Below are 24,787 nucleotides of genomic sequence, written 5' to 3' on the forward strand. Positions count from 1 at the left end.
ATTCTAACTATTAGAGAATATATTGACTCTTCTTTTTATTGATTGTTAAGATTAAGTATTACATTTTCTCACATACTAATAAGAAAAGAATGTGTGATAATAATTCAGGTGTAGGAAGGGTACATAAGTATGTTTCAATTACAAAAGTATAACACTTCTGTGAAGCAAGAAATTTTGGCTGGCATCACAACTTTTTTTACATTTGCGTATATTCTTGTCATCAATCCGAAAATATTATCTGATGCAGGTGTACCATTTGATCAAGCATTTACGGCAACTATTATTGCGACAGTTGTTGGAACGCTATGTATGGCGTTTTTAGCTAACTATCCAATTGTTATTGCTCCAGCTATGGGAATGAATGCGTATTTTGCTTATTCTGTTGTTCAACAGGCAGAGGGGATTACATATGTCATTGCGTTTTCGGCAGTATTTGTAACAGGTATCATTTTTCTTTTATTATCGTTCACTTCATTTAGGCAAAAGCTAATTGTCGCAATTCCTGACAGTTTAAAACATGCGATTGCAGGTGGAATTGGGTTATTTATTGCTTTTATTGGATTACGTCTATCTGGAATTATCGTTGATCATCCATCTAACTTAGTTACGATTGGTGACTTCCATTCTCCAGCCGTTATTTTAACTCTAATTGGTTTAATATTAGCGGCGGTATTAATGGTATTACGTGTTAGTGGAGCATTGTTTATTAGTATGATTGTGACAGGGATTATTGCTTTCTTTACAGGGCAATTAAAGTTTGAAAATAACATTGTCGCAATGCCACATTTGCCAGAAGGCATCATTGTTTCAAACCCTATCAATGCATTTTCGGATGTAATTCAATACGGGTTATATGGAGTTATTTTTTCATTCTTACTTGTACTTTTATTTGATACAACAGGTGCTTTACTCGGTTTAATTAAACAAGCAGGTTTAAATACAGATAACACCGAAAAGCGCTTTGGTAAGGCGTTCATTGCGGATGCAATTGGCGGGACGACAGGTTCTATCTTTGGGACAAGCCCGACAGCAGCGACAATTGAATCGTCAGCAGGAATTGCTGCAGGTGGTAAAACTGGATTGACAGGTATTGTAGTCGTTTGTTTAACGATTATAACGGCATTCTTTAGCCCTGTTATTGCCTCTTTATCAAGTGTAGCAGCTATTACAGCTCCTTCTTTAATTATAGTAGGTAGTTTAATGGCACAAAGCATTCGTGATATTAATTGGAATGAATTCGAAGATGCATTACCGGCATTTTTAATTTTCGTTGGTATTCCGTTAACATCTAGTATTGCGAATGGAATTGCAATCGGATTTTTAGTGTATCCAATTTTAAAAATTGCGAAGGGAAAAGGGATGGAAGTACATCCGTTACTATACTTATTTACAATTTTATTTGGATGTCATTTATTCTTATAATATAGATATAGAAAGGGGGCTTCTCATGAGAGGCCCCTTTTTGTGTATAATAAAGTGAAACTATAAACGGTGGGGCTTTTGTTCATTCCCACTGCTTATCAGCCCTTACCAATCGGGTGTTTTACTATCCGTTAATGTAGGGTAAGGTGAAAATTAAATCAGTTATGTAAAATATAAATTACTTAATGGAATATATATGTTACAATAAAGGTAGAGGAGGAACATGAATGGCTGTAAGTAAAATAAAAGTCGCGCGTGTTCAGTTAGATTTAACACAGCAACAATTAGCAGAAAAAGTAGGCGTTACAAGGCAAACGATTAGTTTAATTGAGAAGGGGAAATACAATCCGTCTTTAGATTTATGTTTGAAAATTTGTTATGCAGTAGATAAAACATTGAATGATTTGTTCTGGGAGAAAAAGGAGTGATAGGGTGAAAATCGTGAAAGATGAACGTTTAATGATTGAGGGGTTAAAACATATTAGACTAGCTTTCATCTTACAAAATATCGTCATACTAGGTATTGTTTTTTATCGCTATGTTTTGCAAGGTGCAGGATATGAAAGTGTTTCAGATTTATTAATGGTATTTATGGGCGGGATAGTAGTTATTAACTTTTTAAACTTAAAAAATTCGGTGGAAGTGTATGAACATACAGGGGGAGTATCGCGTAGTTATTTTATGAAGCTATTATTAATTCCAGTAGGTATTGTTATTGGAATTTTAGCTATTTGTATCGTGGCAACACCTGATATTTCGATAAAGGAAATTAGTTTGACAGCACTTATTATGTTTGCTTGTTTTTTAGTTCCTAGTTTGTTTATATACATATATATGAAAAAGATAAAAAGTGAAGATTGAAATATAAGAAAGGCTTTCCCATATTAGGAAAAGCCTTTCTTATATTTCTTTATACATTACTTTATGTAGTCCAAGTGTATCAATTTCAAAGATTTCACCATGCTCATGGAAACCTAATCGTTTGTAATAGTCTGTTACAGTGATTCGGCCATTACACCATAAAGTACTTGCACCACTTTCTTGGAGGATTTGTTCGGCTTTACGGATTAAAGAAGTGCCAGCACGCTGGTTTCGGAAGTTAGGTAATGTTGCCATTCCTCGTAGGCGATAATGGATACCAGTTTGTAAGTCTGGGTATAGTTCTTTTGAAAAGGAAGCGATACTAATAAGTTTATCGTTTAGAAATGCACCTAAGTGGAAGGAGTCTATTTCGTAGTCGGAAAGGTATTTACAATTTTTTAATGACTGATTAGGACGTAAAATTTTTTGGCGTAATAAGTATGTTTCAGATGCATCAATATGTTTCACTGTATTCATAATATCATCCTTTCTTATAGGCCCTTTTCTATAAGTTGTAAGAAGAAATATGCGGGTGCAATGAGAAGGCCTAGTATGCTAGCAGTTCCGAGAAGAAGCGAAAGTAAGAGACAAGTGTATTTGACTCCATTTGATTTTTTCCAGCCATAACTACAAATTTCAATGCTAACACCGATAAGAATAATGGCAATGAGTACTTCCGCTAATAATAAGAGAGCTAAAGTTACAATAGACATAATGTGATTCATCCCCATAATATATGATAGTAACATTTTACCATATGGAAATGAAAAAATGCCCCTCAATTATGTGAGGGGCATTTTCTATTCTAATATGCTTTTCATTGTATCAATATGTTCTTTTGAACCTGTTACAAGTAAAGTATCGCCATGCTGTAACTTCGTATCACCATGTGGAATTAATGCTTTATTACCACGGTAAATTTGAATAACAAGTACATCACCTAAAAACGGAAGGCGCCGTAGTGCTAAGCCGTTATATTTATTGCTTCGTAGTTCAACTTCACGTACCGTTTCATTTGCTGTTGTAATTAAGCGAACGAGACTTGGTTTATCAATAAGTGCACGTAATAAAATACGTGTAGAGTTAATAGTCGAGAATACAGCGATATGTTCTTGAGTCGCTTTTTCTTGTAGAAGTGGATCTTCTACACTTGCGATGACGTGTTCAACACCGAATTCTTTGGCGTGTTCTGCTAATGATAAGTTTTGTTCATCATCACTTGTCGCAACAACAACACGGTCTGCTTCGAAAGCTTTTTGTTCCATTAAAGATTGAATAGTAATCTCATCTAATTTTACAATAGGAAAGTCATGAGATTTCGCTTCATCATCATTTATTTTATTTTGACGCATCATATATAGTGTTACGTCATAATCTTCACGTTTTAAATCAAGTGATAACGGAAGGGTAATTCTGCTTGCGCCAATAATAGATACTCTAGGTTTTGGTGTTTCCACTTTTGGAAACATCTTGTTAAATAATATAGGTGCAAAAATACAAGTAATAACTGCACTTAAAATAAGAGATGCTGATAAACTTGGGCTAATGATGCCTAGCTTTTCACCGATTTGTGCAGCCGCAATAACTAAAGAAAGTGTTGATGTTAACAAAATAGCACTTCCGAGTACGATATTGTGTGGGTACCATTTTCGTAAGACGAGTGATGGTAACAGTTTTGAGATAAATAGTCCCACAATTAAAATTGGGATCATTAGCATGCTAGAAGGCTCTTTAAAAATAGACCATACTTCTAGATTTACACCAACCATTACGAAGAAAATAGGGATGAAGAAACCATATCCGATGGAATCAAGTTTTTCAACCATATCTTCATTTGGTGATAATAAAGATACGAGTACACCTGCTAAAAAGGCTCCTAAAATGTTTTCTGCCCCAACAGATTCAGATAATCCAACTAATATTAAGATGAGTGCGAAAACAGCTCGTGTATCAATTTGTACACTACCGGCTTTTAAGCTTTCTAGGTATGGAATATTTTTAAAGCGTCTTGCGACAAAGTAAATTACAATACCAGCACCGAATAGAAGAAGTAGAAGCCACATGCTTTGGCCACTTTCGGAATTTAATCCGACGAATACAGCGAGTAAAATCATTGTAACTAAGTCTGCGATAACAGCGACCAATAAAATGATTTGCCCGATTGCAGTCTTTCCTAAGTTATTTTCTTTTAATGTTGGTACGACAACACCTAAAGAAATAGTTGAAATAATTAAAGTCATGAACATTGCATTGTCTACAAATCCTAGCCATACGAATATTAATGATAGGGCATAAGATAATATGAAAATAAATAAGAAGATAATGCTTGCTGCTTGGAATGTGTTTGGTTCGTTTGTCGTATTCTTTTTCCCTTTTTGTTTAAAAATCGAAAAATCAATTTCTAACCCACTTAAAAACATTAGGAAGATAAATCCTAGTGTCGATAAGACTTGAAGCCACATATCTGGCTCAATGATGTTAAACCCACTTTTACCTACAAAGATTCCTGCAATAATTTCTGCAACAACGACAGGAAGTGCTTTTAATTTAAAGCGTTGTAACAAAAGGGGAACGAAAAACGCGATTGCAACGACAACCATAAGTGATAGAACAGAAGTATGATGTTCCATTGCGTTCTCTCCCTTCGAATAAATATAGTACCTATTTAGCCATATAATAGGAAGAAAATCAACGCATATGGATTCGATTTCATAAAGAAAGAGTTTTCTTAACATTTGTCATAATAAGTATATTTTTCATGATTCTGTTGTGAATTCCGTAATGTGGATGTAATAGGGGAGGGGCATAAAAAAAGACTGCTGAGGAATCTCAGCAGTCTTTTTCATGCAAATTACATTGAGAAGAAGATCCATACAGTTAAACCAACTGTTGCAGTTGCAACGAAGAAACTGTATATCATTGTAAGAATTTGAACTCTTCCTTCTCCTTCTTTTAAATGCATGAACATAATTAATTGTAACAACGCTTGCGCAACAGCCATTATGATAATAGTTGTTAAAATCGTTGAAAGTGGCAGGGTTGTATAAAGTGCCACGTATAAAGCTAGAAACGTTAGTGCAAGCGATAAAATAAATCCAAAAACGTGTGACCATGGGAATCCGCTATGTGCATGCCCATTTGCTTGATTGTTATTTTGACCCATTTACGCCACCATCCCGTTCAAGTAAACTAGTGTGTAAATAAAGACCCAAACAAGATCAAGGAAATGCCAGTATAAGCTGATAATAAATACTTTACGAGCTGTAACTGGTGTTAAACCTCGTTTTAAAATCTGGATAATAACACAAGTTGCCCAAATGATACCACCTGTTACGTGGGCACCATGCGTTCCAAGAAGAACGAAGAATGCAGATAGGAAAGCACTTGTTTGAATCGTTGCGCCTTCACCAACGTATAAAATGAATTCTTCAATCTCGAAGAATAGGAAGCCTGCACCTAAAAGTAAAGTTAGGATAAACCAAGCTAACATCCCTTTTTGATTGTGTTTACGCATTTCATGAATTGCGATACCACATGTGAAACTACTTGTTAAAAGTAGTAGTGTTTGAATTAAAAGCGTTTTAAGTTCAAACAGTTGCGCTGGTGTTGGGCCATCTGCCGTACGACCAGCAAGGACTAGATAAGAGGCGAAAAGTGTTGCGAACAGCATAATTTCAGCCCCAAGAAAAATCCAGAATCCTAGGATATTCAATCTGCTTTGCTCGGATTGATATTCCAAAGGTAAGCTTTTATCTAAAGCCGCCATGTCATTTCACCTCTCATGCTATATGTTCTGTTTCTTTAATTTCATCAACACTTACGTAGTAACCATCGTCATAATCGAATGAACGATAGATTAAGCAACTTAAAATACCAACTCCGCCGATTGCTGCAAGCCAGAACCAACTAAATACTAATGCAAAACCTGCAAGACCGAAGAATAAAGACGCAATAATAGGCACACCAGAGTTACTTGGCATGTGAATTGGTTTTATTTCTTCTGCAGCTGGTGTAACTGTTTCTCCGCGTTTTTTCATGAACCAGAAAGCATCAGCTTCTTTAATTTCAGGAAGTTTCGCGAAGTTGTAATGTTGTACAGGAGATTGAGTTGCCCATTCAAGTGTACGGCCGTCCCATGGATCTCCAGTTGTGTCACGCTCACCGTGACGTGCACTCCAAATTACGTTATAGCAAAGGATTAGGAAGCCAATACCCATCATTACAGCACCAACAGATGCGATTTGGTTTAGCCAGCCCCATCCAAGACTTTCAGAGTAAGTGTACATACGACGAGTCATACCGTCTAAACCTAAGAAGTACATTGGGAAGAAACAGATGTTAAATCCGCTCATAAAGATCCAGAATGTCCATTTACCTAGGCGTTCATTTAACATATGACCTGTCATTTTTGGATACCAGTATGTGAATCCAGCAAGCATAGCGAAGACTGTACCTGCGATTAATACGTAGTGGAAGTGAGCAATTAGGAAGTAGCTGTTATGGTATTGATAATCAGCTGCTGCCATTCCAAGCATAACCCCTGTAACTCCACCAACTACGAAGTTTGGAATAAATGCCAATGACCAAAGCATTGGAACTGTAAAACGAATACGTCCTTTATACAGTGTAAACAACCAGTTAAAGATCTTAACACCGGTTGGAATCGAAATCGCCATTGTCGAAATCGAGAAGAATGAGTTAACCGCTGGACCTGCACCCATAGTGAAGAAATGGTGAAGCCATACGACGAAACTTAGTAAAGAAATTGCAACCATCGAGTACACCATCGCACTGTAACCGAATAGACGTTTACGTGAGAATGTACTAATGATTTCAGAGAAAATACCGAATGCCGGTAAAATAACGATATATACTTCAGGGTGACCCCATACCCAGAATAGGTTGGCCCATAACATCGGCATACCGCCGCTCGCCATCGTAAAGAAGTGAGCATCGAATAGACGGTCAAATGTCATTAATGCAAGAGCAACTGTTAATACTGGGAAAGCGAAAATAATGATAACTGTTGTAATTAAGATTGACCAAGTAAACATTGGCATTCTCATTAACGTCATACCAGGTGTACGCATTTTTAAGATAGTAACAAGGAAGTTAATACCGGTCATTAGCGTACCGAGACCTGAAATCTGTAATGCAATTGCGTAGTAGTTATTTCCTACACCAGAAGTAAACTCTGTACCTGCCATTGGGAAGTAAGAAGTCCACCCAGCGTCTGGAGAACCACCGATTACGAAAGCGATGTTGAATAACATTGCTCCGACAAAGAATAACCAGAAACTTAAAGCATTTAAGAACGGATATGCAACGTCACGAGCACCGATTTGTAATGGTACTACAAGGTTCATTAATCCCATAACGAATGGCATTGCCATGAAAAGAATCATTACTGTACCATGTGTTGTAAAGATTCCGTTATAGTGTTCAGCGTTTAAATAAGTTGTTTCTGGGAATGTTAACTGTGCACGGATCATTAAACCATCCATACCACCACGGAATAACATTATAACCGCAGAAATAATATACATGGCTCCGATTTTTTTATGGTCAACAGTTGTCAACCATTCGTCCCAAAGCCACTTCCATTTTTTATACTTTGTTAGTACGAAAATGATTGCTAATGTCACAAGAACGATAGAAGCGTCTGCACCGTAAATTATCGGGTCACCTGTGACAAAGAATTCATCAAGCTTCACTGTGTTCACTCCAATCTGTTGGAATAATAGCTATTATTTTTTATTTTTGTAGTAGTTGTAATCACAATATTCAAGTGATTTTGGATCTACATAACTTAAGTGATGACTAGAGAATGTCATACGACCAACTACACCAGGTTTAACAATTTCGTTGTACTTATCTTCTGTTAGTTTAGGAGCAGTTTCTTGTACTTCTTTTACCCACTTGTCATACTTTTCTTTTGTTTTTGCTTCAACTTCGAACTCCATATGAGTGAATCCTTCACCAGAGAAGTTCGCACTACGGCCTAGGTAAGAACCAGGCTTATCAGCTTGTAAATATAAATCCATAATCATGCCATCCATAGTGTACTTCATACCACCAAGTTCTGGAACCCAGAATGCATTCATTGGACCTACAGAAGTAAGCTTAAATTGAATTGGTACACCAGCTGGGATGTTTAAATAGTTAACGGTTTCAATTTTTTCCTCCGGGTAACTAAATAACCATTTCCAGTTCGCAGATGTAACATAAATTTCAACTGGTTTAATATGTTTGGACTCTTGCGGAACCTCTTCCGAAGCATAAGTTGCCTTAACTGTTGGAATCGATAATGCGATAACGATAATAACAGGAATAACCGTCCAAATGATTTCTAATAATGTGTTACCGTGTTGATCAGGTGGCTCATAGTCCATATTCTCTGGTTTTTCACGATAACGAATCAAGATGACTGTAAACAAGATGAATACAATTGCGATAATTAATGACATAAGCAAGAATGACCAAACAATTAAATCATACTGTGCTTTTGCAACAGGTCCTTGCGGATTTAATACTGCGAGTTTTTTATCACAGCCACCGAGGAACAGAAGTAATGATAACGGAAGAAGTGAAGCCAACTTCCAAAACGTTTTCTTTAGTTGCACGATTGAAAATCTCCTTTCTCCTTGGATTGAAACTATGCCAATAAAACAATATAAACCTATTAATTTATAGAAGGCAATAGTTTTTGTCATATTGTTAAAAAATAGACACAAATGCACACTTTTTAAGGTGAATATCATTTGTAACTTGATAACATTGTAAACTATTTTCCAGATGAAAACGTGATTGTGGGAATTTTAAGATAAATAAAGTTATACCAACATATCCAAGAAATAGAAAAAAGCTATCTTATCATAAGAAAGATAGCTGAATATTTTATATATTTAGTTTATTTCCTGAATTATATTTATTTTCTGCTCAGATGTGACAACTTTGTTATATTTAACTTGGTATAAAATATAACAAATGATCATGAATGGAATCCCGCAATAAAGAGCAATTCTCTGATCTGGAATGAAAGCTAAACTAACAAATGTAATGAAATTGAGTGAGAAAGCTACAATTGGAACTATTGGATAAAGTGGTGTACGGTATTTTAAATCATTTATGTCGCCGCCGTTTTTCACGAAATTTCTACGGAAGAAAAACTGTGAAGCTGCAATCGACATCCAAACAACAACAGCAGCCATTGCTGCAATAGAAGTTAAAATTAAAAAGACAGTATCTGCTGCAAATATACTTGTTAATAAAGAAAGGCTTGCGAAGATTAGACTGAAAATTAACGCATTTAATGGTACACCTCTTTTAGTTAACTTCGTAAAAGCTGGACTAGCCATTCCTTGTTTTGCCATCGCCCAAAGCATACGAGAATTTGCGTATAGACCAGAGTTAGCTACGGATAATACAGCTGTAATAATAACAAAGTTCATAATGTCCGCTGCATAAGGGATACCAGCCACATCAAATACAAGTACAAATGGACTTTCAACTAGATTAGCCTCTTGCCACGGGAGTAAACCTACAACAACTGATATCGCTAGGACGAAAAAGAATAGAGTTCGCCAAATGGTATTTTTGATTGCTTTTGGAATTGTTTTTTCAGGATTTTCACTTTCTCCTGAAGCAATTCCGATTAATTCTGTTCCTTGGAATGAGTAATTAACTGTGATCATCGTAAGAAGAACAGCTAATGCACCGTTTGGAAATAGCCCGCCATTTTCAGTGAAATTGTGAAGCATTGGAGCTGGCTTTCCATTAAAATCGAGGAGACCGAACATAACCGCTCCTCCAAGAACGATAAAGATAACAATTGTTGCCACTTTTACGCTAGCGAACCAAAATTCAGCTTCTGCATATGCTTTTGCTGATAAAGCGTTCACAAGAAAGAGTACTATTGCAAAAGTAACACACCAAATCCAAGAAGAAACGTCTGGAAACCAACGTTTCATTAAAATGCTAACAGTCGTTAACTCTACTCCAACTGTAACAGCCCAATTTAACCAATACATCCAACCGACAACAAATCCAAAACCAGGTGAAATAAATTTGCTTGCGTAACTTTGGAAGGAACCCGCTTCTGGCATAGCTACTGACAATTCGCCAAGACATAACATTGTTAAATACATAACGAAACCACCGACTAAAAATGCGAGAATAGCTCCGCCTGGTCCTGCATTATGGACGATCTGCCCAGAACCCATAAATAATCCCGTTCCAATGACTCCACCAAGTGCGATCATGAATAGGTGTCTACTTTTCATTGTTCGTTTTAAATCTGTTTGTTCTACTTGTTGATTCATATGCCCTCACCCCGTTAGTTTCTTGTATGTGTTAACTGGTTTTCATTCTGAGTTTTAATCATTAGTGGGGGATGTGACACATACTCAGTTTATTTGTTGTGAAATGAATGGAGTATGTAAAAACGAACTATGACTAAATACTCTAAGAATGTTTATTAACAAGGTGATATCTTCACCATGTTAATAATTTTGATTTTAGCAAAATATTCTGAAAAAGTATATTGTTTTTTCTTTTTATTAAAAATAATTAGAATTTTAAAACGATATCGATGAATAATAATTCACCGAATCTTTCTAGCAAACTAGTAAGAAGAAAGGTACAATGATAGGAGGTATATCTGTAAAATAATAATTAATGGAGTTTTGTTTAAAATGAAAAAGTTAAAATATCTTTTTGTTTTTGGAATTATATTTGCTGCCGCGTTTTTTATAGGGAAAGATAAAATTATACAAAAGGCGCAAGTGTTCCGTTTAGAGTTTCTATCTGAAATGAAAGAAGCGGCTATGATTGAAAATGTTCCGTTTATAAAGCAGTTACCAGAATTACCTCGTGGATGTGAAGTTACAAGTTTGGCTATGTTGCTGCAATACAAAGGTATACAAGTAGATAAGATGCAACTTGCTAGCGAAATTCATCGTGTTCCATTTGAACAAAATGGTTTACGTGGAAATCCTTATGAGGGGTTCGTTGGAAATATTTATACTAAGGCAGAGCGAGGCTATGGTGTATATAATCAACCCATTTTTAATTTAGCAGAAAAATATGCTCCTGAAAAAGTAGTTAATTTAACAGGTAGAGACGTGCAAGATACATATAAAGTAGTTAGTTCCGGTTCGCCAGTATGGGTTATTATTAATACAACGTTTAAGCCACTAGCTGAGAGTAGTTTTGAAACATGGAATACAAGCTCTGGCGAAGTGAAAATTACATATTTTGAGCATAGTGTAGTAGTGGTTGGATACGATCAAAACTTTGTATATGTAAATGATCCTCTAAAAAACAATCCACGTTTCGCTGTTCCGCGAGCAGAGTTTGAGAAAGCTTGGGAGCAAATGGGGAAACAAGCAATTACTATTTTATAATAATGAAAAAGTCATCTTTTTGATGGCTTTTTATTTTTAAATTGCAGAGATAGAAAATTCGGAATATTCTTTTAAAAGTTAACAGTTCACGCTATAATAACATTTAACTTGGTGAAGAAGGGGAGAAGAGAAATGGATGTCGCAAAGGAACTTATTTTATTAAAGAATCAGTTGATTGAGTGGAGAAGGCATTTTCATAAGTATCCAGAGTTATCTTTTCAGGAGGAAAAAACATCTCAATTTGTATTCGACATACTTCGGAAAATCCCGTATTTAGAAGTTTCGCGACCTACTAAATATAGTGTAATGGCAAGGTTAATTGGTAAGCAGCCTGGTAAAACCATCGCGGTTCGTGCTGATATGGATGCTCTTCCTATTCACGAAGAAAATAAGTTTGATTTTATTTCTACATATCCAGGTGTGATGCATGCGTGTGGTCACGATGGTCACATGGCAATATTGCTTGGTGTAGTACATAAGTTGGTAGAGGAAAGAGAGAAAGTTAAAGGAGAGATTCGCTTTTTATTTCAACATGCAGAAGAAAACTTTCCGGGTGGTGCAGAAGAAATGGTCGCAGCGGGAGTGATGGAAGGTGTGGATTACATTATTGGTGCTCATCTTTGGGCGTCATTAGAGGTTGGGAAAATAGGTGTAATTTATGGTCCGGCGATGGCGGCACCGGACGTTTTTAAAATTATGATAGAGGGAAAAGGTGGGCATGCTGGAATTCCGCACGAAACAGTTGATAGTATCGCCATTGGTGCGCAAGTTGTTTCGCAAATCCAGCAAATTGTATCTCGCCTCACGAACCCGTTAGATTCTCTCGTAGTATCTGTTACGCAATTTCATTCTGGGACAACCCATAATGTTATACCGGAACAGGCGGAGATTGAGGGGACAGTGAGAAGTTTAAGGCATGAATTAAGAGAGGAAACAAAGAAGAAGCTTGAACGGATTGTCAAACATATTACAGAATCCTACGGTGCTAAGTATACATTTTCTTATGAGTATGGATATCGACCAGTTGTAAATGATTATGAAGTTACAGAGCTTATTGAACATACAGCATTACAGCTGTATGGAAGAGAAAGAGTTGTTCGTTTACAACCGACGATGGCAGGAGAAGATTTTTCGGCATTTTTACAAAAGGCACCAGGGACGTTCTTTTTTATAGGGGCAGGCAATGAAGAGAAGGGAATTATATATCCGCATCACCATCCTCGTTTTACAATTGACGAAGATGCATTACCAATTGGAATGGAAGTCTTTGTATCATCCATTATGAATTTTATAAGTAAAGGAGAATGAGATGAAGAAAATACACGTGCTAGCACTTATTCCAGTTCTTTGTTTAGTGATTGGACCAGTATTTGCAAATTCGGTCACTCCTTACGTACTTGGGATGCCATTTCTATTATTTTGGATATTATTATCAGTGCTCATTACGTCTCTTTGTATGGGGCTTGTGTACGTATTCGACCCTGCTAATAAGGGGGATGTGAAATGATAGCATTACTTATTATTATTTTATTCTTATTTTCAGCACTATTTTTAGGGATTCGAGCACAACGTGGAAAAGATATGAATTTAGAGCAATGGTCAGTTGGAGGAAGAGGGTTTGGAACTATTTTCGTTTTTCTCCTTATGGCAGGCGAAATTTATACGACATTCACATTTTTAGGAGGAAGTGGCTGGGCGTATAGTAAAGGAGCCCCTACTTTTTATATTTTAGGGTATGGTGCATTAGCTTATATTTTATCGTATTTCTTATTGCCTCCAATTTGGAAATATGCAAAAGAGCATAACCTCGTTTCGCAGTCCGATTTTTTTGCGAAAAAATATAGTAGTAAGACGCTTGGGATAATTGTTTCAATTATTGGTGTAATTTCTATCATCCCATATCTCGTTTTGCAGCTAAAGGGATTAGGGATCATCGTTTCGGAAGCATCTTATGGAAGAGTATCGCCAGTTATTGCGGTATGGATTGGTGCTATTGTTATAACTATATATGTAATGGTTTCAGGTATACATGGATCGGCTTGGACAGCTGCTTTGAAGGATATTATGATACTATTTATCGTTATGTTTTTAGGTATATATTTACCGTACCATTATTACGGAGGGTTTCAGCCGATGTTTGAAGCTGTAGAAGCAGCGAAACCAGGTTTTTTATTTTTACCTGAAGAAGGAATGAGTATTTCTTGGTTTGTTTCTACTATTATATTAACGGCTCTTGGTTTCTATATGTGGCCCCATACATTCGCCTCGGCCTTCTCTGCAAAAAATGAAAAAGTATTTAGGAAAAACGCGGCGATTATGCCTCTTTATTCTTTAGTGTTGCTTTTCGTATTCTTTGCAGGGTTTGCTGCTATCTTGCAAGTTCCAGGGTTAAAGGGAGCGGATGTAGATCTTTCATTATTCCGTCTGGCTCTTCAAACGTTTGATCCGTGGTTTATTGGTATTATTGGTAGTGCAGGAGTGTTAACGGCATTAGTTCCAGGTTCCATGCTTGTTATGGCGGCATCTACGTTGTTAGCAAAAAATATTTACCGAACAATGGTGCCATCTGCTTCAGATAGACAAGTTGCAAAAGTAGCTAAGTTATTTGTACCTGTTGTAACGCTTGTTGCAGTATTGTTTACATTTAAAGGGGGAGAAACGATAGGGGCTCTTCTTTTAATGGGATACAGTATAGTTACGCAACTTTTCCCTGCGCTTGTATGTAGTTTGTTTCCTCGTCAAATTATTACGAAACAAGGTGCGATTGCGGGGATGGGGATTGGGTTGTTAATTGTCGCATATATCACCTTATCTGGTTCTACTATAGCTACGATGTTCCCGGGTGTCCCGCAGTATATGAAAGATTTGAATGTAGGTATAGTCGCGTTGTTAGTTAACATTATTGTGATGTTTGTAGTTAGTGGATTCACAAGAAATGTATCTGTAAAGACCGACAATATAATAGTAGAAAAGTAATTCGTGTGTTAGAGCTATCTTCGAAAAGAGATAGCTCTTTTTTTGTATATATTTTCTTCTATTAGCGGAATCTAACTAAAAACTTGTTGAAAAGGAAGTTAGGTGGGGAAATTGTTAGAGCTAAAAGGTAACTTGTTTGAAGTTATGAAGGAAATTAGAGATGAGTTAGGTTCACCTAATGATTTAACAATTAGAGAAGTTGCTCTTGCTGGTAGTTTTACACGCTGCGCTGTCATTTTTTTATGTGGGTTAACAGATAAGGATAATGTTTATAAATATGTAGTTCGTACGCTTCAATATGAAGAAATAGAAAAAGAAGCGGCTGTTGTTCAAACGTTATTGGATCGTTTTATTTCTATCGCAGAAGTCGGCATGAAGACAACGTTTCCGGATATTATAAATGCGATTCTAGCGGGAGACACAGTTATATTAATTGATAATATTCAAACGGCTATTGTTGTTAACAGTAGGGCTTGGGAGAAAAGAAGTCTAGAACCGCCAGTGACAGAAGATTTAATTCGTGGACCGAGGGTTGGATTAAATGAAGATGTTAATGTGAATAAAATGTTAATTCGCCGTGGTTTACGTGATCCGAAGTTACGGTTTCAATCTTATATTATGGGGGAGCGATCGCAGAAAGAAGTAACCCTAGTATATATAGAGGATATTATTAACCCTTACATCGTAAAAGAGCTAGATCGGCGTCTTCAATCAATAGTGACAGATGTCATTTTTGAGACAGGAACGATTGAGCAATTAATTCAAGATAATAATTTATCGCCGTTTCCGCAGTTTTTAAATACGGAAAGACCAGATAATATAGTGGCTGCATTGGCGAAAGGGAAAGCGGCCATTTTAGTAGATGGGTCACCATTTGCTCTTATAGCTCCACTAGTGTTTGTTGATATTTTTCAATCTGTAGAAGATCATTATGAGCGTTGGGTAATTGGAACGTTACTAAGAATTTTACGTATGGGATCAGGTATCGCTGCTGTTTTATTACCTGCCATGTACGTAGCGCTTGTATCGTATCATCAAGGGCTTATTCCATCTAAACTAGCCTATTCCATTGCGGGAGCGAGAGAAGGGGTGCCGTTTCCTGCTTATATTGAAACGTTAATGATGGCATTAACGATGGAATTAATACGAGAAGCCGGGATTAGGCTTCCGAAACCAATGGGACAAACAATTGGCATTGTAGGTGGTCTTGTAATTGGAGAAGCGGCAGTAAATGCAGGGATTGTAAATCCGTTTTTAGTAATTATTATTGCAGTTACTGCAATTGCTACATTCTCACTGCCTGTATATAGTATTACGATTACGTTTCGGATTTTACTTTTCGTCTTTGTGTTAGCGGCAACTGCTTTTGGGCTGTATGGAATTATTTTAGCTCTTATTGCACTTGCGATTCATATTACGAATTTGAAGAGTGTTGGTGTGCCATATACAACGCCTATTGCTCCTGCATTTTATAAAGATTGGAAAGAAGAACTTATTCGTATGCCAAAATCGATGTTGAAAGAGAGACCGGAATATTTACAAACGGAAGACTCTACATTACGTCCAAAGGAGCGAAAATAATTGAAACCATTTGAGTATGGGGATGAAGAAATTGGATCTCGGGAACTTGGTTTTGCGGTATCGTCAACAATTATCGGTATAGGTGCATTATCTATGCCTCGAGATATCGCTATGCAAACTTTATTTTCAGACGGTTGGATTATTTTGCTTTTGGGTGGATTGATATGTGCGGTTTTAGGTTGGTTTGTAACGAGGGTAGCTATTTTATTCCCAAAACAAAACTTTGTTCAATATACAAGTGCACATTTGACGAAACCTGTTGCATACACAATTAGTAGCATTTTAGTATTAACATTTGCTGCTTTGACCGCATATGAATCGCGAATGATTGCAATTATTTCACAAACATATTTATTTAGTGATACACCAATACAGCTACTCTCTTTCTTCTTCTTATTAGTTGTTATTTATGGAGTAGCGGGATCGAGAGCGGCTTTAGTAAGGTTAAATATTCTATTCTTACCTATCGTGTTCATTGCGATAGTGTTGCTTTCTTTATTGAATGTGAATTTAATGGAAATAAACAATTTACTACCGGCTTTTCAAACGAACGCAAGTCAATATGCTGTAGGAGTTAAAAATTCTATTTTCACATTTATCGGATTTGAGGTAGCTCTGTTTTATGCTGCGATGTTGAACGATAAGACAGCGAAAAAAGCACCAATGGCAGTTGCAAAAGCAGTGATGGTAAATGTGTTGTCATACATTTTAATTTATGTAACTTGTATTAGCGTTTTTACGTATATGACAACCCGTGGATTGACGTATCCAACAATTGAATTGGGTAAAGAAATTGAAATTGGTGGAGGTTTTTTAGAAAGATTTGATGCCATTTTTTTTACTACTTGGATTATTACTATTTATAACACTACAGCAATGTATTATGACGTCGCATCTTTATTATTTTGTGCTATGTTTCCGAAAGTGAAGAAACATATTTTCATTTTTGTAAGTGCCCCGATTATTTTTATGGTGAATATGATACCCAGTAATTTGAATACTTTGTCAAGTTATGGGACTTATTTAGCTTGGATAGATATGGGGTTTGTCGTGCTAGCACCTTTGTTAGTTTTTATTGTATATAAAATAAAAAGAAGGAATGGTAGAAATGAAACACCTTCTTAAAATTATAATGGTGATGGTTTTAGCTGGATCTATAAGTGGGTGCTCTGAGCTAGAAGAAATAGAAGAAAGAGGATTTGTAGTAGGCGCAGCTTACGATATTGTGAAGGCAAAGAAATCAAATCCAATTATGAAAGGGACGTATCAGATGGTACTTCCTAGTAAGTTAGCGCAACAAGGTGGCCAAGGCGGTGGAGATAGTGAAAATTATATTAATGTTAGTGCGAAAGCAGATAGTGTCTTTGAGCAAATACGAATTATTGCTAAAAAAGTTAGTCGCTCATTATTCTTTCCACATATACAAGTGATAATTTTTTCTAAAGATTTACTAGCGAATCCATATGTTTTACAAAATACGTTAGATGTATATATTCGTGATCACGAGATGAGAAGAAATATTCGTTTGTTCGTTTCTAAGAAAAATGCAGAAGCTATTTTAAAGCAGAGTGCCAAGCCTGAAAATTTGCCGGCGCAGTATATAGATATGTTAGCTGAACACCCACCGAAAAATGCCCAAATGATTGAGGCTGCAAGAATTGGTGAAGTACAGGAAAAGATGATTTCTAACCAAAGTTTCGTATTACCTATTCTCGAACTAACAAAGCAGGGGGTACAAATGAACGGGGCAGCGTTGTTTCGTGGAAAAGATAATAAGTGTGTAGGCAGTTTGAATGGAGAAGAAACATTAGGAATGAATTATGTAATAGGTAAAAAAATTGGAGGGTTCTATACTATCCGTAAACAAGGTCAGCTTGTTACATACGAAATTCATAAGATGCGCCGAAAGATTAAAGTATCTACGGAAAATGCTACAAAACCGAAGTTTGATATCCATTTATATTTGGAAGGGACCTTAGCAGAGTTGCATTTTAGTGATCATAAACAAATTATGAATGAAAAGCGATTAAAGAAAACCATTGCGGAGGAAATGGAGAAGCGTATCCAAAAATCGATTAAGCTTGTTCAAAAAAAATATAAGGTAGATGTATTAGCATTAGGAGAAGTATATAAGCGGCATAATTATAAAGAATGGAAGAAGATAGATAAGAATTGGGATCAAGGTGAAAATTATTTTAGTGATGCTGAGGTTACTGTTCATGTTCATCCGACAATTGAGCATTCAGGTTCAGCTTTACCAAAGAGAGTGAAATAAGGTGATTTAAGTTGTTTACTGGACTAGGAATTAGTTGCACGATATTAATGGCGGTTCTTCCAGGAGTTATATACTTTATCCATAAAAAAATTACGACGTATGGAGCGCAGCCATGGAAAGAAAAAAAGAAACCTGAATAATTTAAGGTTTCTTTCGCGCAAAGCATATGTGAAGGAGGATACCTTCTATGTATGCTTTGTTTTTATCCCACGTTAACGGGCAGTAAGAATCCTACCTAAAAAATTCGGTGAAAACAAGGTAGTTAGATAGGAAGTCAACTGCCCGTACACGCCCGATTGGTGAGGGCGTGTACTCAGTAGGAAAGAGCCCTCTACTGAGTAAATTTTCACTTTATACAAGCCCTAACCAATGTACTAATTGTGTAGAGAGGAATGTAACAACAATGGCGATAACGGTAGGGATTGCAAACGATAAGAATGTCCATTTTGCACTTTTGGTTTCTTTATATATGTTAACTAGTGTTGTACCGCACGGGAAATGAAGAAGTGAGAACAACATTGTATTTAACGCAGTTAACCAAGTCCAACCGTGTTCTAAGAATAGATTTTTAATTTGATTAAAATCATCTATTTCAGTTAAAGCACCAGTTGATAAGTAAGACATTAATAAAATAGGTATAACAATTTCATTAGCTGGTAGTCCAAGAATGAATGCAGCTAGAATAAAGCCGTCAAGCCCTAACATTTTAGCGAATGGATCTAGGAAGTTTACAAAATACATAAGTAAGCTTGTGTCACCGATGAAAATGTTAGCAAGTAACCAAGTTAATGCAGCCGCAGGGGCAGCTACAACGACAGCTCGTTTTAAAACATAAATAGATTTATCGAGTGTTGCACGTACAATTGTATTCCAAACTTTTGGCTTACGGTACGGTGGTAACTCAAGGGTGTAGTGAGTTGGCACACCTTTTAAAGCTGTTTTTGATAGTACCCAAGAAACAGTTAATGTCATAATAACACCAATTACAACCATCCCAACTACAACGCCAGCAGTAACTAATGTTTGCATACTACCTGTATAACCAGCAGCCATAAATAATGAAGCCATTAAAATTAACATAGGCCAACGACCATTACAAGGAACGAAGTTGTTTGTTAAGATTGCAAGCATACGTTCACGTGGTGATTCAATAATACGTGTTGACATAATAGCGGCTGCATTACAACCAAAGCCCATTGCCATTGTTAAAGATTGTTTGCCATGTGCACCGGAGCGTTTGAATAAGCGGTCCATATTAAATGCAACACGTGGTAAGTATCCGTAGTTTTCTAATAGTGCGAACATAGGGAAGAAGATTGCCATAGGTGGTAACATAACGCTAATAACAGCACCGATACCACGGAATAAACCAAGTATTAAAATGCCATGTAACCATTCAGGTGCATGCGCTGCTTGGAACCAAGATGTTAAATATCCTTCGGTCCATCCGAAGAATTCAGCAATCATATCAGACGGTACGTTAGCGCCTGCAATTGTAAGATAAAAAATGATAGATAAAATACCGAGCATAATTGGGAATCCCCAGATGGGAGATGTGAAAATTTTATCTAGCTTTTCGGAACGATACAATTTGTCTGTATTTGTATATTGAACGGATTCTTTACATATGCTTGCAGATGTTCGATAAATATCTCCGACAATATCATCTCGTATATCTTCTTTTGAGAGTGTTTGTGCATGTTGAATAATATAGTCTAATGGAAGAGCTTTACTGGCTGAGTGAGATTCCATTAATTACGACCTCCCTTACAAGTGGTTCATTATGGTGTTTTTGAAGTGTAGTTAAGAAATTTTTATCTCCATCTAATATACGTAACGCAATCCAACGTGCTGGATACGTATCACCGAACACTTTATAAATTTGTGGTTCTAATTCCTGAATCATACTTTCAATTTTTTCGCTGTAAGTAATTTTAATTGGTGTTGGAATGAGTTTTTTAGTTGCTACTTTAGCAATGACGCTTAGTAAATGTCCGATACCAACTCGGTTTCGGGCTGAAATTTTAACTACCGGTACACCAAGTGATTTTGCTAATTTCTTTTCGTCGATAACAATGCCTTTTTTCTCCGCTTCATCAATTAAGTTAATACAAATGACTACATCATTTGTCATTTCCATTACTTGGAGTGCTAAATTTAAATTTCTTTCCATGGCAGTTGCGTCTATAACAACTACAGTTACTTCGGGCTTTTCAAATATAATATAATCTCTTGCTACTTCCTCATCCGCAGAATTTGAATACAGTGAGTAGGTTCCAGGTAAATCTATTAATGTATATTTACTTCCGTTATGTTCATATTCCCCTTCAGCTTTTAAAACAGTTTTTCCCGTCCAGTTTCCAGTATGTTGTTTTAAGCCTGTTAAAGTATTAAATAATGTACTTTTCCCGGTATTCGGGTTGCCAGCTAAAGCAATGCGATGTTTGCTCATCTGAAATCATCTCCTATTAATACCCCGAAAATAAGGGAACTTTCTTCCTTACGTAGTGCAATAGTTGTGTTGCTTACTTGATAAGCGACCGGATCTCCAAGTGGGCTGCGTTGTAATACTTTAATCGTTGCCCCAGGGATAAATCCTAAGTCTAATAAACGTCGTTTCATAGTTCCTTCTAATTGTATCTTCTCGATTTGTACAAACTCTCCTGTTTTAAATTCAGAAAGTGGTTTTGTATTAGCCGATACCATAAAAGTTACCTCATCTCTATATTGTTAGTTTAAGTTTAAAAAGTTTCCTAAGGTAAACTTTTTGTTAGTAATATAGTAGACCACATTGGATGATGCTGTCAATTAGTACTTTAAAAATATTCAATTATTTTTAGAATTGTTCCAATTTATTTAGTTGTACTAAAAAATATTACTAAAATTCTTTTTAATGTAAATAAAGTAAGAGCGTAAAAGTTAAAAAAGATAGTGGAATTGTAAATGTAGTTTTAAGCTAAAGGGCAAAACGTAGAAATTTATTTACATTGGATTTACATTATTAAGATTAAATTTACAATACTTCGTGTTTAATGTGGAGTTTGTTGGCTTTTTTAACTATAAATGTTGGAATGTCTAGCTTTTACGGGATGTTATCTCTATTTACTTAAACTTAAAAATTGCTTAACACTCACATAATATTGTTGTCCTACAATGAATTTGTGTTCGAAAGAAAATGAATTCGAAAAGCGATAATCCAAATGGGGGTACAAGACATGGTTATGAAAAAGGGTATTAAATTTTCTTTAGCAGCTTTAGTTATGGCAGGTGCATTAGTTGGATGTGGAAAAGCAGAAAGTACGGATAAAGAGGCTGCTAAAGGAAGCGATAATGCAAAACAAGAATTATCAGGTACGATTGCAGCGGCTGGTTCTACAGCTCTTCTACCTCTTGCGGAGGAAGCTGGAAAGAAATTCATGGAGAAAAACTCGAAAGTTTCTATTCAAGTTCAAGGTGGCGGTAGTGGAACTGGGATTAACCAAGTAGCATCGGGTGCAGTACAAATTGGTAATTCAGATGTTCCGTCTGGAGATAAAATAAAAGATGCTGAAAAGGCGAAAGAATTAGTAGATAACAAGGTAGCGGGTATTGCATTCGCACTTGTCGTAAATAAAGATGTAAAAGTTGATAACCTAACAGTAAAACAAGTACAAGATATCTTCACTGGAAAAGTAACGAACTGGAAAGAGGTAGGCGGGAAAGATGAAAAAATCAACGTAATTAACCGTCCAGCTTCATCTGGTACACGTGCTACATTTGAAAAAACAGTTATGAAAGACGCAAAAATTAATGATGGAACTGGTACAACACAAGATTCTAACGGTGCAGTAGAGCAAGCAATCAATTCTACGCCAGGCTCAGTAAGTTATTTAGCAATGTCTTACATGGTTGGTGATAAAAAAGGTGCGCTACAAACAGTAAAAATTGATGGCGCTGAACCGAAAGTTGAAAATATTTCGTCTGGTAAATATCCATTCTGGTCTTACGAATACATGGTAACGAAAGGTGAAGCGAAAGAAGCAACAAAAGCTTACATTGATTATGTAAAAGGTAAAGACTTTGAAAAACAAGTAGAAGATATGGGTTACATTCCAATGTCTAAATTAAATAAGTAATCAAATTTATGGGGCTGGCTGCAAGGCCAGTCCTGTTCATTTCAATCTGTGAAGTGGGGTCTGTCCTGTGATGAAGGGGAAAAAACAAATAAATTACGTAAAGAGTGAATATATAGGAAGATCACTTGTTACGTTTTGTGGTATTTTAATTGTTTTAATTACATTAGCTATTATTGCGTTTATTTGCGGTAAAGGAATTCAATCTTTTACGCAAAGTGGTATCTCATTTACTGAGATGTTAACATCGACAAAATGGAATCCCAATGCTGACGAAGGAAGCTTCGGGGCTTTGATTTTTATTGTAGGTTCAACAGTGGTTTCGTTGGGTGCGGTTATTATTAGTGCGCCGATTGCTATAGCTCTTGCTATATTCATGAATTTAATTTCGCCGAAGTTTGGAAATAGAGTATTGAAGCCTGTATTAGAATTATTAGTTGGTATTCCTTCAGTTGTATACGGATTATTAGGGGTTACAATTTTAGTTCCGTTATTACGTGATTCGTTTGGGGGAGTAGGTTTTAGTTTAATTGCAGGTATTGTTGTACTAAGTATTATGATTTTACCTACTATTGCTAGTATCGCTTCTGATGCAATACGTTCTGTTCCGTTTGATTATTTAGAAGCTTCTTATGGACTAGGATCAACGAAATGGCAAGCGGTTAGCCGCGTAATTGTTCCTGCTGCTAAAAAAGGGATTTTAACAGGCATTGTTTTAGGTTTAGCGCGTGCTTTTGGTGAAGCGTTAGCGGTTCAAATGGTAATCGGAAATACGATTAAATTACCAGAAGGAATATATAGTCCGACAGCAACGTTAACAGGTATTTTGACAATGGATATGACAAATACATTGAACGGAACTGCTTGGAACAATGCGCTATGGACTTTAGCGATGATTTTACTTGTTATTTCATTCCTGTTTATTTTAGTAATTCGAGCGATTGGACAAAGAGGTGAGCGATAATAATGAATGCAAGAACGGTAAATAAAATTTGGACGGGTATCTTTTATGCAGTTGCGGCTTTAGTTGTAGCGCTGCTAGTGTTCTTAGTGTTTGAAATTTTACAAAAGGGATGGGGATTTTGGGATCCTAATTTCTTGTTTGGAGAACCAAGCAATACAAGAGCTGGTGGTGGAATTGGTCCGCAGTTATTCAATTCCTTCTACATGCTTGTTATAACGCTTGTTATATCTATTCCTCTTGGACTAGGTGCTGGAATATATTTAGCTGAGTATGCAAAACAAGGGCGTTTTTTAAGTTTTGTTCGTTTATGCATTGAGACAATGGCATCCTTACCTTCTATTGTTGTTGGGTTATTCGGTTTGTTAGTGTTCGTTACAATGACAGGTTGGGGATACACAGTAATGGGTGGTGCTCTTGCTTTAACTATTTTAAACTTACCAGGTTTAACACGTGTTTGTGAAAATGCGATTTCAGAAGTTCCTCCTAATGTAAAAGAGGCAAGCCTTGGATTAGGTGCAACGAAGTGGCAAACGATCGCTCGTATTATTATTCCTTCATCCTTACCACAAATTATTACAGGGATTATTTTAGCGGCGGGTCGTATATTCGGGGAAGCGGCAGCGTTAATTTACACAGCGGGTTTAACATCTCCAATTTTAAATTCAGCAGTGGAATTATCCAGTCCTTCGCACCCTTTAAATCCATTTAGACCAGCTGAAACGTTGGCGGTTCACATTTGGAAGTTAAATTCTGAAGGGGTTATCCCAGATGCAAAGTTAATTGCGACAAAATCAGCAGCTGTATTAATTATTATGGTACTACTATTCAATGTTATTTCACGCTTTATAGCATCTGTATTACACAAGCGTTTTACAGGAACGAAAAGAAAAAGTAAAACGACGAAGAAGGTAAAAGCGGCATAAGTTGAAGATGAAAACTCTCTGTTTATAAAACAGGGAGTTTTTTTACGGTCATTTTGTTGTTGGCAGGAAAAGAAGAAGGGTGGCTGAATAGGTAACTTGATATATGGAAATCCGGATAGAAATAGGGAGGGGATTTGAAAGTGTTTTTTTTTTTTTTTTTTAAAAAAAAAAAAAAAAAAAAAAAAAATAAAAAAAAAATTTTATAAAAAAAAAAAAAAAATAAAAAAAAAATAAATTTAATAAAAAAAAATAAAAAAATAATATTTATT

The 24,787-nt window shown here is 36.2% G+C and carries 25 protein-coding genes; 14 read left to right on the forward strand and 11 right to left on the reverse strand.

Features of this window, described 5'->3' with window-relative positions; all coding sequences use genetic code 11:
* Window positions 1-129: 129 nt before the first annotated feature.
* The 3 genes from JDS80_RS15690 to JDS80_RS15700 all read left to right on the forward strand — a co-directional run bounded on the left by JDS80_RS15690 (window position 130) and on the right by JDS80_RS15700 (window position 2,283).
* Entirely contained in the window at window positions 130-1,422 is a 1,293-nt protein-coding gene (locus JDS80_RS15690; protein WP_071743728.1) for an NCS2 family permease, read from the forward strand.
* 227 nt (window positions 1,423-1,649) lie between these two features.
* The gene (locus JDS80_RS15695; protein WP_199639188.1) at window positions 1,650-1,850 is read left to right on the forward strand and encodes a helix-turn-helix transcriptional regulator; all 201 of its coding nucleotides are present in this window, start codon (window positions 1,650-1,652) and stop codon (window positions 1,848-1,850) included.
* Window positions 1,851-1,854: 4 nt separating this feature from the next.
* Window positions 1,855-2,283: a hypothetical protein gene (locus tag JDS80_RS15700; protein WP_071743727.1), complete on the forward strand. Its 429-nt coding sequence runs from the start codon at window positions 1,855-1,857 to the stop codon at window positions 2,281-2,283.
* A 39-nt stretch (window positions 2,284-2,322) separates the two neighbouring features.
* Here the strand turns inward: JDS80_RS15700 and JDS80_RS15705 are convergent, their stop codons facing one another.
* The 8 genes from JDS80_RS15705 to JDS80_RS15740 all read right to left on the reverse strand — a co-directional run bounded on the left by JDS80_RS15705 (window position 2,323) and on the right by JDS80_RS15740 (window position 10,604).
* A complete protein-coding gene (locus tag JDS80_RS15705; RefSeq protein WP_199639192.1) occupies window positions 2,323-2,760 on the reverse strand; it encodes a GNAT family N-acetyltransferase in 438 nt (145 codons plus the stop codon).
* A 14-nt stretch (window positions 2,761-2,774) separates the two neighbouring features.
* Window positions 2,775-3,032 (reverse strand): DUF4022 family protein, encoded by a 258-nt coding sequence (locus JDS80_RS15710; RefSeq protein ID WP_071743725.1) that lies wholly within the window; start codon window positions 3,030-3,032, stop codon window positions 2,775-2,777.
* Window positions 3,033-3,083: 51 nt separating this feature from the next.
* Window positions 3,084-4,913 (reverse strand): monovalent cation:proton antiporter family protein, encoded by a 1,830-nt coding sequence (locus JDS80_RS15715; RefSeq protein ID WP_199639194.1) that lies wholly within the window; start codon window positions 4,911-4,913, stop codon window positions 3,084-3,086.
* 221 nt (window positions 4,914-5,134) lie between these two features.
* Complete coding sequence (gene qoxD, locus JDS80_RS15720) at window positions 5,135-5,446, reverse strand: cytochrome aa3 quinol oxidase subunit IV (protein ID WP_000531385.1); 312 nt, start codon at window positions 5,444-5,446, stop codon at window positions 5,135-5,137.
* Window positions 5,447-6,049, reverse strand: coding sequence for a cytochrome aa3 quinol oxidase subunit III (qoxC, locus tag JDS80_RS15725; protein WP_000729310.1), 603 nt, complete (start codon window positions 6,047-6,049; stop codon window positions 5,447-5,449).
* Between the two features lie 13 nt (window positions 6,050-6,062).
* Window positions 6,063-7,997: a cytochrome aa3 quinol oxidase subunit I gene (qoxB, locus tag JDS80_RS15730; protein WP_199639196.1), complete on the reverse strand. Its 1,935-nt coding sequence runs from the start codon at window positions 7,995-7,997 to the stop codon at window positions 6,063-6,065.
* Between the two features lie 33 nt (window positions 7,998-8,030).
* Entirely contained in the window at window positions 8,031-8,906 is an 876-nt protein-coding gene (locus tag JDS80_RS15735) for a cytochrome aa3 quinol oxidase subunit II (protein ID WP_098888293.1), read from the reverse strand.
* A 282-nt stretch (window positions 8,907-9,188) separates the two neighbouring features.
* The gene (locus JDS80_RS15740; protein WP_199639198.1) at window positions 9,189-10,604 is read right to left on the reverse strand and encodes an amino acid permease; all 1,416 of its coding nucleotides are present in this window, start codon (window positions 10,602-10,604) and stop codon (window positions 9,189-9,191) included.
* A gap of 372 nt (window positions 10,605-10,976) precedes the next feature.
* Here JDS80_RS15740 and JDS80_RS15745 point away from each other — a divergent pair, with 372 nt between their 5' ends.
* The 8 genes from JDS80_RS15745 (at window position 10,977) to JDS80_RS31945 (ending at window position 18,659) form a co-directional block, all read left to right on the forward strand.
* The gene (locus tag JDS80_RS15745; RefSeq protein WP_199639200.1) at window positions 10,977-11,687 is read left to right on the forward strand and encodes a C39 family peptidase; all 711 of its coding nucleotides are present in this window, start codon (window positions 10,977-10,979) and stop codon (window positions 11,685-11,687) included.
* Between the two features lie 132 nt (window positions 11,688-11,819).
* Window positions 11,820-12,995, forward strand: a complete 1,176-nt coding sequence (locus tag JDS80_RS15750) for an amidohydrolase (RefSeq protein WP_199639202.1) — start codon at window positions 11,820-11,822, stop codon at window positions 12,993-12,995.
* A 1-nt stretch (window position 12,996) separates the two neighbouring features.
* On the forward strand, window positions 12,997-13,194 hold the full coding sequence (locus JDS80_RS15755) for a DUF3311 domain-containing protein (protein WP_097811275.1): 198 nt from the start codon (window positions 12,997-12,999) through the stop codon (window positions 13,192-13,194).
* Window positions 13,191-14,663, forward strand: coding sequence for a sodium:solute symporter family protein (locus tag JDS80_RS15760; protein WP_199639204.1), 1,473 nt, complete (start codon window positions 13,191-13,193; stop codon window positions 14,661-14,663). The genes JDS80_RS15755 and JDS80_RS15760 overlap by 4 nt, the downstream gene beginning before the upstream one ends.
* Window positions 14,664-14,765: 102 nt before the next feature.
* Window positions 14,766-16,244, forward strand: a complete 1,479-nt coding sequence (gene gerLA, locus JDS80_RS15765) for a spore germination protein GerLA (RefSeq protein WP_199639206.1) — start codon at window positions 14,766-14,768, stop codon at window positions 16,242-16,244.
* On the forward strand, window positions 16,245-17,369 hold the full coding sequence (gene gerLB / locus JDS80_RS15770) for a spore germination protein GerLB (protein ID WP_199639208.1): 1,125 nt from the start codon (window positions 16,245-16,247) through the stop codon (window positions 17,367-17,369).
* Window positions 17,353-18,519, forward strand: coding sequence for a Ger(x)C family spore germination protein (locus JDS80_RS15775; protein WP_199639210.1), 1,167 nt, complete (start codon window positions 17,353-17,355; stop codon window positions 18,517-18,519). Before gerLB ends, JDS80_RS15775 begins: the two co-directional genes overlap by 17 nt.
* A gap of 11 nt (window positions 18,520-18,530) precedes the next feature.
* Window positions 18,531-18,659, forward strand: coding sequence for a hypothetical protein (locus JDS80_RS31945; RefSeq protein WP_098888300.1), 129 nt, complete (start codon window positions 18,531-18,533; stop codon window positions 18,657-18,659).
* Between the two features lie 211 nt (window positions 18,660-18,870).
* Here JDS80_RS31945 and JDS80_RS15780 read toward each other — a convergent pair whose 3' ends face one another.
* From JDS80_RS15780 to JDS80_RS15790, 3 genes are read right to left on the reverse strand one after another with little or no spacing between them, the layout of a single operon-like run.
* Window positions 18,871-20,271: a nucleoside recognition domain-containing protein gene (locus JDS80_RS15780; RefSeq protein WP_071743713.1), complete on the reverse strand. Its 1,401-nt coding sequence runs from the start codon at window positions 20,269-20,271 to the stop codon at window positions 18,871-18,873.
* Entirely contained in the window at window positions 20,249-20,971 is a 723-nt protein-coding gene (locus JDS80_RS15785; RefSeq protein ID WP_071772236.1) for a FeoB small GTPase domain-containing protein, read from the reverse strand. The genes JDS80_RS15780 and JDS80_RS15785 overlap by 23 nt, the downstream gene beginning before the upstream one ends.
* Complete coding sequence (locus tag JDS80_RS15790) at window positions 20,968-21,225, reverse strand: FeoA family protein (protein WP_000252989.1); 258 nt, start codon at window positions 21,223-21,225, stop codon at window positions 20,968-20,970. The genes JDS80_RS15785 and JDS80_RS15790 overlap by 4 nt, the downstream gene beginning before the upstream one ends.
* Before the next feature lie 509 nt (window positions 21,226-21,734).
* Between JDS80_RS15790 and JDS80_RS15795 the strand changes: the two genes are divergently transcribed.
* The 3 genes from JDS80_RS15795 to pstA all read left to right on the forward strand — a co-directional run bounded on the left by JDS80_RS15795 (window position 21,735) and on the right by pstA (window position 24,518).
* Window positions 21,735-22,634, forward strand: coding sequence for a phosphate ABC transporter substrate-binding protein PstS family protein (locus JDS80_RS15795; RefSeq protein WP_071743711.1), 900 nt, complete (start codon window positions 21,735-21,737; stop codon window positions 22,632-22,634).
* A 70-nt stretch (window positions 22,635-22,704) separates the two neighbouring features.
* Window positions 22,705-23,595, forward strand: a complete 891-nt coding sequence (gene pstC / locus JDS80_RS15800) for a phosphate ABC transporter permease subunit PstC (protein ID WP_071743861.1) — start codon at window positions 22,705-22,707, stop codon at window positions 23,593-23,595.
* Window positions 23,596-23,597: 2 nt separating this feature from the next.
* The gene (gene pstA / locus JDS80_RS15805; RefSeq protein WP_071743710.1) at window positions 23,598-24,518 is read left to right on the forward strand and encodes a phosphate ABC transporter permease PstA; all 921 of its coding nucleotides are present in this window, start codon (window positions 23,598-23,600) and stop codon (window positions 24,516-24,518) included.
* The last annotated feature ends 269 nt before the right edge of the window (window positions 24,519-24,787 follow it).

The organism is Bacillus cereus group sp. N8 (assembly GCF_016483685.1).
GTDB classification, from domain to species: Bacteria; Bacillota; Bacilli; order Bacillales; family Bacillaceae_G; genus Bacillus_A; species Bacillus_A proteolyticus.

Coding starts and splice junctions, on each gene's coding strand:
- JDS80_RS15710 (WP_071743725.1), bottom strand. CDS start 3,032: ATGTTACTATCATATATTATGGGGATGAATCACATTATGTCTATTGTA.
- JDS80_RS15780 (WP_071743713.1), bottom strand. CDS start 20,271: ATGGAATCTCACTCAGCCAGTAAAGCTCTTCCATTAGACTATATTATT.
- qoxC (WP_000729310.1), bottom strand. CDS start 6,049: ATGGCGGCTTTAGATAAAAGCTTACCTTTGGAATATCAATCCGAGCAA.
- JDS80_RS15760 (WP_199639204.1), top strand. CDS start 13,191: ATGATAGCATTACTTATTATTATTTTATTCTTATTTTCAGCACTATTT.
- JDS80_RS15705 (WP_199639192.1), bottom strand. CDS start 2,760: ATGAATACAGTGAAACATATTGATGCATCTGAAACATACTTATTACGC.
- JDS80_RS15695 (WP_199639188.1), top strand. CDS start 1,650: ATGGCTGTAAGTAAAATAAAAGTCGCGCGTGTTCAGTTAGATTTAACA.
- JDS80_RS15750 (WP_199639202.1), top strand. CDS start 11,820: ATGGATGTCGCAAAGGAACTTATTTTATTAAAGAATCAGTTGATTGAG.
- JDS80_RS15790 (WP_000252989.1), bottom strand. CDS start 21,225: ATGGTATCGGCTAATACAAAACCACTTTCTGAATTTAAAACAGGAGAG.
- JDS80_RS15795 (WP_071743711.1), top strand. CDS start 21,735: ATGGTTATGAAAAAGGGTATTAAATTTTCTTTAGCAGCTTTAGTTATG.
- pstC (WP_071743861.1), top strand. CDS start 22,705: ATGAAGGGGAAAAAACAAATAAATTACGTAAAGAGTGAATATATAGGA.
- JDS80_RS15745 (WP_199639200.1), top strand. CDS start 10,977: ATGAAAAAGTTAAAATATCTTTTTGTTTTTGGAATTATATTTGCTGCC.
- JDS80_RS15775 (WP_199639210.1), top strand. CDS start 17,353: ATGAAACACCTTCTTAAAATTATAATGGTGATGGTTTTAGCTGGATCT.
- JDS80_RS15690 (WP_071743728.1), top strand. CDS start 130: ATGTTTCAATTACAAAAGTATAACACTTCTGTGAAGCAAGAAATTTTG.
- JDS80_RS15740 (WP_199639198.1), bottom strand. CDS start 10,604: ATGAATCAACAAGTAGAACAAACAGATTTAAAACGAACAATGAAAAGT.
- pstA (WP_071743710.1), top strand. CDS start 23,598: ATGAATGCAAGAACGGTAAATAAAATTTGGACGGGTATCTTTTATGCA.
- JDS80_RS15715 (WP_199639194.1), bottom strand. CDS start 4,913: ATGGAACATCATACTTCTGTTCTATCACTTATGGTTGTCGTTGCAATC.
- JDS80_RS15785 (WP_071772236.1), bottom strand. CDS start 20,971: ATGAGCAAACATCGCATTGCTTTAGCTGGCAACCCGAATACCGGGAAA.
- JDS80_RS15755 (WP_097811275.1), top strand. CDS start 12,997: ATGAAGAAAATACACGTGCTAGCACTTATTCCAGTTCTTTGTTTAGTG.
- qoxD (WP_000531385.1), bottom strand. CDS start 5,446: ATGGGTCAAAATAACAATCAAGCAAATGGGCATGCACATAGCGGATTC.